The organism is Moraxella equi (assembly GCF_002027555.1).
Classification (GTDB): domain Bacteria; phylum Pseudomonadota; class Gammaproteobacteria; order Pseudomonadales; family Moraxellaceae; genus Moraxella; species Moraxella equi.
The window spans coordinates 22,759-29,703 of sequence record NZ_MXAP01000074.1; the positions used below are offsets into that span (position 1 = coordinate 22,759).

Sequence of the window (6,945 nt, forward strand, 5' to 3'; positions counted from 1 at the left end):
TATTTTACCAATCACTTATCCATTTATCATCTTATCATCGCCATAAGCAAAACACCCCAACACCCAGTCCACTCACACCGCTCCCACACGCCGAACCGCCCAATAACTGTCAACAAGCTTTTGAGGCAGTTCTGTGGGCGTGCTACTTACCACCATCGCTCCCGTCTCATCGCCTAAGCGAATATTAAGCTGTCTTTGACCGTCCAAATAAGCACGCACACTGTGATAAGTCAAGGCATCACCCAAATCAATGCTTTGTCTGTCAGCAAAATCATGTACATGATGTTTTAGGTCTTCTTCATACAGATTCACCAAAATCACACGGTGCTTGGCAGTCAACAGGTTAATCGCCCCCATCAACTCATCGGTATTGTCCGTGCGTAGGTTGGTAATGATGATAATCAGGCTACGGCGTTTTTGTGTGGACAGTGCTTTTTTGGCAATTGCCATATAGTCAGGGGCTTTGGTGGATGCCTGTAAATCAAAGGATTGGTTTAGCAGATAGCTGATGACGTTTTGTCCTTTTTTGGCAGGGGCGATTTTGTCCACCACTGCCCCAAAGCTCATAAAACCAACACTGTCCGCTTGTTTATTTGCCACTTCTGCCAGCAGTAACATGGCATTGAGTGCCATGTCTAGATGGCTGGTTTTGCGTATCTCTGCCAGCTCTGATGATTCGCTCGTTTGGTGGTCGTCTAACGACACCCCATCAGAAAAACGTGTGTGTCTCATGTGCGTGCCTGCATCCAGTAAGAACATAATCTCTTGGTCAGTCTCATCTTGGTATTCACGGCTCATGAGCTTTTGATGGCGTGACGTAGCTCGCCAGTCCACATGGCGAATGCTGTCGCCCTCGGTGTACTGGCGGATTTGATGAAAATCCTGTCCCTGTCCTCGTCTTTTTCGCTTGATGATACCACCCACCGTGGTGTTTTTGCTGACCGCCAAGAGATTGCCCTGGACTAAGGCACGAAAATTTGCCAACACTCGCACCATCGCCACCCCATCCACTTGCTCAGATGGGGTGTGATGATATTTTTGTAATAATCCTAAGGGCGTGCTCATGAGCCAGTCTATCCCACCAAACACCCCTGCACCACGCTCACGGGCATACAACTCATAAGTGGCCATCACGCCTGCCTGACCACCCTCGCTGACACTCTCCTGCCCAAACGCATTACCATCCACTTGCACAGGCAACCTAAACGCCTTGGCATTATCAGGATAATAATCCATCAAACCAAACCGATACCCTGCCACCAGACCCATCAGCTCATTTTGAACATAAAGCTCCAACGTGACCTTAGATGTCTCGTACACAGGTAAATTACTATTGACCGTCCGCTCTACCTGCACCCCAGACATACGCCACGCCATCTGCAACAGACGCACGTACTCCCATAACAACACACCTGCCAAGCATGCTCCCAGTCCCAACATGAGCCATAGCCCCACGCCAAGCCATGCCAAGCTCGGCAACAAAGACAACAGCTCAAAGGCAAAAGTAAATGCCGTCCATAACCCAACAAACCACACCGCTCTCGGGGTGGCACGAACAGCAAAAGGGGCAAGCTTTGATAGTAGATTCATGATAACTTACGCCATGTCTCCAATCAGCTTCTCGGGGCAAATACCGCAGACAGCAACTGCTCAATAACCTGCCCCACGTCATAGCCATCTATCATAAAATCTGCCGTGAGCGTCATGCGATGACGTAACACATCCACCGCCACATATCGCACATCATCAGGCACGGCATAATCCCGCCCATTTAGCAAGGCTGATGCCTTAGCACAACGCAGCAACGCCATGCCTGCACGCACGCCTGCCCCCATGTCAATACCATGAAAATCACGACTGGTTCGCACGATGTCTAGGGCATACTGCACCACCCTATCATCCACCCTGACATGAGCAGTGATGAGTTGTAGCTGAGCTAGGCGTTCAGGCGACATCACTTTTGACACCCCAGACAAATCAAGCTTGTCGCCCACACGTCCCGTGATAAGCTCACCAAGCAGGCGTTTCTCGTCCGCTTCATCAGGATAATCCATGTACAGATTCATCAAAAATCTGTCCAGTTGTGCCTCGGGCAAGGGATAAGTCCCCTCTTGCTCCACAGGGTTTTGTGTGGCGACACAGATAAAAGGACGGGGCAAGACATGGGTGCGCCCCTCAATGGTAACTTGTCCTTCTTGCATGGCTTCTAAGAGAGCAGACTGAGTTTTGGCAGGAGCTCGGTTAATTTCATCAGCAAGCAATAGATGGCAAAAAATCGCCCCTTTACGGGTTTTCCATTGCCCTGTTTGCATGTCATAGAGCGTATGCCCTGTCACATCCGATGGCATAAGGTCAGGGGTAAACTGTATCCGCCCAAACTCGCCACTGACCGCACTTGCCAACGCCTTAACCAATAAGGTCTTACCCAAACCTGGCACACCTTCTAATAACACATGACCCCCTGCAAGCAAGCAGATGATGAGCTTTTTAATGATGTCAGTCTGCCCAATGACAGCCTTTTGCACTTCATTAATCAAAGCATTAATCTCGGCGTTAGCCACAGGCACAAGCTCAGCGATGTTTTTGGTTTGGGTCATGTTATCTCCTGATTGGTTTTTTGTATTGATGTCAGCCAGCACCAACGACTCATCAAGCGATTATCAATGATTTTTCACACTTGTCAAGCATTAATTTTATTTTTCATCACAACAACCATGACAACCACCACATACACCACCTGCACCGCCAAGCCTTGTACGCTCGGATAAACCCCCAAAAACGCCACGCTAGGCACATCTACCACGTCTCGGGGCAAATGCCCTGTCAGTTGCAGTGCCGAAATGCTCACGCCCAAAATCTTAAATCCCAAGGCATAAATCAGCCATGTTAAGATTTTAAATAATAATGGAATGGGCAATTTAACGGACGTGTTTGCCATGATAACCGCCACCACAAAAAGCACGCCCAATGCCACCGCTATCCCCAGCACAAACTCACTCATGGCAATGCTTGGCAAAATCCCTGCATAAAACAGTACCGTCTCCGCTCCCTCCCGAAACACCGACAAAAACGCAAGCCCGAACAGCCCTACCATGCTCCCTGTGGATAACGCCACGCCCATGTGTTTGTTAATGTAGGCATTCCACGCCTTGACGGACGATTTGGCATGTAGCCACGCCCCCACGCCTATCATCATGACGACCGCCACGATACCGATCGCCCCCTCCAACGCCTCACGGTTCGCCCCCGATGTTAGAGCAGGGAAAAGTCGCGCCAACGCCCACGCCCCCACAAGGCTCGCCACCAGTCCCACGCCGACCCCTGCCATGACCCATTTTTTGCCTTTGGGTTGTCCTGCCACCGTCAAGGCGGTCAAAAGTGCCATGACAATGAGCAAGGCTTCAAGCCCCTCACGAAGCAAAATCAGCATAGAATCCACCCACGAATAGCGAGCGTATGGGTTAATCGCTTGCAAGTGCTCTATCAAACCTGCCAACTTATCCACACTTGCTGTGTCGCCCTTTGCCATAATCACAGGCACATCGCTTTCAATCTCGGCATACAGCTTGGCATCTCAGGTACGCACATCGCCCTCAATACTCGCCCAGATTTGGATAAATTCGCCCAATTTGGCTTGGGCAACTGCTTTGTCATTATTTTTAAAAGCAGTTAAACCTTGTTTTAATAATTCTATCCCATATGCCAAATCCACTTTGTCATTTTTAACTTCGGCTAATTCATCGCCTTGATTATAACTGTTAATTGTCGCTTTTAAAATCGCCATATTATCCGTCATCATGGCGATATTAGGCGGATTATTTTCCGCTCCCACTCGTATCATTACCATGGCGGTTTCTATTTTGCCATAATGAGCCATGCTGGTATTTCTCACCACTCTTTCATTGGCGACCCATGTTTTATTAAAGGTGTGATAAACCGATTTGACTCTTTCAATATCGCCACCCTTGCCCATTTCTTGAATGGCGGTATCCAACCCATTTAATACAGGCGTGATATTTTTGGTAAATTGACAGCGTTTGACGCTATAATCCACAGGGTTTTGCTCTTTTTCATAAGCGTAGAGTTTTATGGATAGCTCTTTTAGGGTGTCATTATTGGGATTGGCTTTGGCGTGATTTAAGGCGGTGATTATTTCTTGATATAATATGCTTTGGCGATTGGCGTCTTTGCCGATATTATTTAATTCTTTTTCTATGATAACCAAATCATCTTTGGCTTGTTGGGCATTGTTTTGTTTTACCGCTCCCATAGCATCCGATAATGGAATAAATAAAGGGGGAAAATTTAATTTTTCATTATCAGCATTAGCATAAGAGATTATGGGAAAAAGACAAATAAAGAAAAGCAGAAAAATGGATAATGATTTATAAATTTTCATTGTTTTGCCTTTTTTAATAACATTCAAATGGTTTATCGGATTTTAAGAGTTGATAAGGGTAAATAAATTGTCCTAATACACCCAACGAATTTGATATTTGCCACGGGTCTTGTAGGAACTGGCTCTGCACGTCCTTTGATAACATACCAATTTTTATAGGCGTGCACAGCACACCCCTACATCCAAACATCATTACGCTTGTGGTAATTTAAAATTTCTTGGGTATATTTTTCAATCATTCAATAAATTCAACCCTCAAACAACCCCTGCCCCAAATACTCGCCTTGCCTTACCCCACCAAAACACGCAAACAGTCCGCTACCGATGTGTGTGGTGTATTCGGTCATTTTGTCGGTATTGCCAAAAGCGTTTTGAATCACGCTAAACTGCATGGGTGATTTTTGAAAAGAGATAAAGAGCAGTCCTGCATTAAACTGCCCTGTCTTAACATCAATACCGCTACTGTACGAAAACGACCGTCTAAGCATTTGTAATCCTGTGCGTTTGGCAAGCCCCATGTGAGTCGGTTCGGCGATGACAAGATTGCCCTTATCGTCTTTTTCATTGACATCAAAGACATCAAACTCGCTCGTTTTGCCAATGCTCGCCCCTGTGTCTCGGTGTCTACCAAAAGTGTCCTCTTGTCCGACTAGGCTCGTTCTGTCCCACGTCTCCAAATGCATTTGGATAATCCGTGCCACAAGATACGTCCCACCGTCAAACCATGCAGTCTTGTCCGCCCCTTTTGCCCATAGCCATTCGTCGGTGTCGTCCAGCGTGGTTTTGTTGGCGGTGCCGTCCTTAAAGCCAAACAGATTGCGTGGGGTGTCTGCCCCATTATCAAAGCTGTTGTGGCCCGACTGCGACCATTTCATTGTGATGAGCGAACGGGCTTGGCGGACAAGCTGACGCACGGCATGAAAGGCGACCTGCGGGTCCTCGCTACACGCCTGTATGCAAATATCGCCCCCTGACAACTCAGGGCGGATTTGGTCTCGGGGGAATTTGGGCAAGTCGCTAAATTCTGGCGGTGCCTTGTCCGACAAACCCAATTTCTCCAAAAATGACGGACTTATCCCAAACGTCAAAGTCAGCCCATACGCCCCCAAACTGTCCGCCTCGCCTGTGTCGGCAGGCGGTAGGTGGGGATTTTTGTCGTAGGGTTTGATGTTTTTGCCTTGGGTTAATTTAGCAGAATACTCCGTCCAATCCTTAAACATTTGGCGAATCTCATCAAGGTTGGTGCTGTGCAACTCCGCCACCAAAAAATACGCATGATGCTGAACAGGCGTAGTAATGCCTGCTTGGTGTTTACCATAAAAATCATAGGTCATCTTGGCAAATGGGTTAGGCGGTGTCTGGCTATCAGGATTGCCCTTGGCGGTCGGGGCGGTTTGGTTTTGGGGGTTGTTGCAAGCGGTCAATACCCCTGCCCCAATCAGGGCGGTCGCTCCCATTTTTCCCAAAAAAGCTCGGCGGTTGGTCATGATTGCTCCTTTTGTCTTTTATAAAAATACAAAAAGCACCCATGTCTTATCGGTGCTTTTTGTGGCTTGTGGATTATTCCATGACGATACCCATTTGCCCAAGTGGTTCGCCAAGTTTGTTCACCGCCTCGGCAAGCTCTTTGGTGTTCTCGGGGGTCAAGTCAGTATAAGGCTTATAATCCTTGTCGCCCACTTTGTATTTATCCAACAAATCATTCACCGCTTTAAATCGCTCCTCTAAGGTTTTAACTAATTCAGGATTTTTGGCGGTAAGTTTGGGTTTTAAAATTTCAAAAATCTTTTCTGCCCCTTCAATGTTCGCTTTAAAGTCATAAAGGTCGGTTTTTGAAAAAATCTCCTCCTCGCCTGTGATTTTGGTGGTAGAAACTTCGTTCAACAAATCCACCGAACCTTGAATCATAAGCTCAGACGTAACTTCAGCGGTGGGGATTTTGGCTCTTAACTCTTTGATGTCAGCGATAAGCTGGTCGGCAAGCTCTTCGGTGCCTTTGGTAGTGTTTTGTGTCCATAGGATTTTTTCAATGGCGTGAAAGCCTGTCCATTTTTCGCCTTGTTCAAGGTCAGCTTCACGGTTGTCAATGCGTGGGTCTAAGTCGCCAAAACTCTCGGCAATCGGCTCACTGCGTTCAAAATACATACGAACCGAGGGATAAATCGCTTTGGCTTCATCCAATTTACCTTCTTTTAAAAAGGCGACAAATTTTTCGGTATCGGCAAGCAGATTGTCAATTTGCCCCTCTATCCATTGTTTGTATTCGGCGGTTTCGGCAGATAAGTCCATTTGGGCGGACTCGGTGGCTTGTTCAGTTTTGACAGGCTCGGCAGGTTGCTCAGCTTTGGTGTCGGTCGTTTGGGCAGGTTGTTCGGCTTCTGGTTCGGCAGGCTTTTGGCAGGCGGTTAGGGCAAGGGTGGCTGTCAAAGCCAAAAGTAAAGGTTTTAGCATCATGATAAATCCAAAAAGTAATGGAAATAATAACGCTTATCATATCAGAATTATAAATTTATTTCAAATATATTTCCACCCCCTCAACCCTCTTT

6 protein-coding genes are annotated in these 6,945 nt (G+C 47.1%); all 6 read right to left on the reverse strand.

Annotated features, from left to right (window positions below; translation table 11 throughout):
* Positions 1 to 72 precede the first annotated feature (72 nt).
* Positions 73 to 1,590 carry a DUF58 domain-containing protein gene (locus B5J93_RS07700; RefSeq protein WP_079325862.1) on the reverse strand — a complete coding sequence of 506 codons (1,518 nt, stop codon included), beginning with the start codon at positions 1,588 to 1,590 and terminating at the stop codon, positions 73 to 75.
* Between the two features lie 23 nt (positions 1,591 to 1,613).
* Complete coding sequence (locus B5J93_RS07705) at positions 1,614 to 2,597, reverse strand: AAA family ATPase (protein WP_079325863.1); 984 nt, start codon at positions 2,595 to 2,597, stop codon at positions 1,614 to 1,616.
* A gap of 83 nt (positions 2,598 to 2,680) precedes the next feature.
* On the reverse strand, positions 2,681 to 3,529 hold the full coding sequence (locus B5J93_RS07710) for an FTR1 family iron permease (RefSeq protein WP_143823511.1): 849 nt from the start codon (positions 3,527 to 3,529) through the stop codon (positions 2,681 to 2,683).
* Between the two features lie 45 nt (positions 3,530 to 3,574).
* Positions 3,575 to 4,399, reverse strand: a complete 825-nt coding sequence (locus B5J93_RS07715; protein ID WP_079325865.1) for a hypothetical protein — start codon at positions 4,397 to 4,399, stop codon at positions 3,575 to 3,577.
* 248 nt (positions 4,400 to 4,647) lie between these two features.
* Positions 4,648 to 5,886: an iron uptake transporter deferrochelatase/peroxidase subunit gene (efeB, locus tag B5J93_RS07720; protein ID WP_079325866.1), complete on the reverse strand. Its 1,239-nt coding sequence runs from the start codon at positions 5,884 to 5,886 to the stop codon at positions 4,648 to 4,650.
* A 73-nt stretch (positions 5,887 to 5,959) separates the two neighbouring features.
* On the reverse strand, positions 5,960 to 6,853 hold the full coding sequence (gene efeO / locus B5J93_RS07725; protein WP_211278860.1) for an iron uptake system protein EfeO: 894 nt from the start codon (positions 6,851 to 6,853) through the stop codon (positions 5,960 to 5,962).
* Positions 6,854 to 6,945: the final 92 nt, after the last annotated feature.

Bases quoted from the DNA above. Each gene is read 5' to 3' on its own strand.
- efeO (WP_211278860.1), bottom strand. From the start codon at position 6,853: ATGATGCTAAAACCTTTACTTTTGGCTTTGACAGCCACCCTTGCCCTA.
- B5J93_RS07715 (WP_079325865.1), bottom strand. From the start codon at position 4,399: ATGAAAATTTATAAATCATTATCCATTTTTCTGCTTTTCTTTATTTGT.
- B5J93_RS07705 (WP_079325863.1), bottom strand. From the start codon at position 2,597: ATGACCCAAACCAAAAACATCGCTGAGCTTGTGCCTGTGGCTAACGCC.
- B5J93_RS07710 (WP_143823511.1), bottom strand. From the start codon at position 3,529: ATGGCAAAGGGCGACACAGCAAGTGTGGATAAGTTGGCAGGTTTGATA.
- B5J93_RS07700 (WP_079325862.1), bottom strand. From the start codon at position 1,590: ATGAATCTACTATCAAAGCTTGCCCCTTTTGCTGTTCGTGCCACCCCG.
- efeB (WP_079325866.1), bottom strand. From the start codon at position 5,886: ATGACCAACCGCCGAGCTTTTTTGGGAAAAATGGGAGCGACCGCCCTG.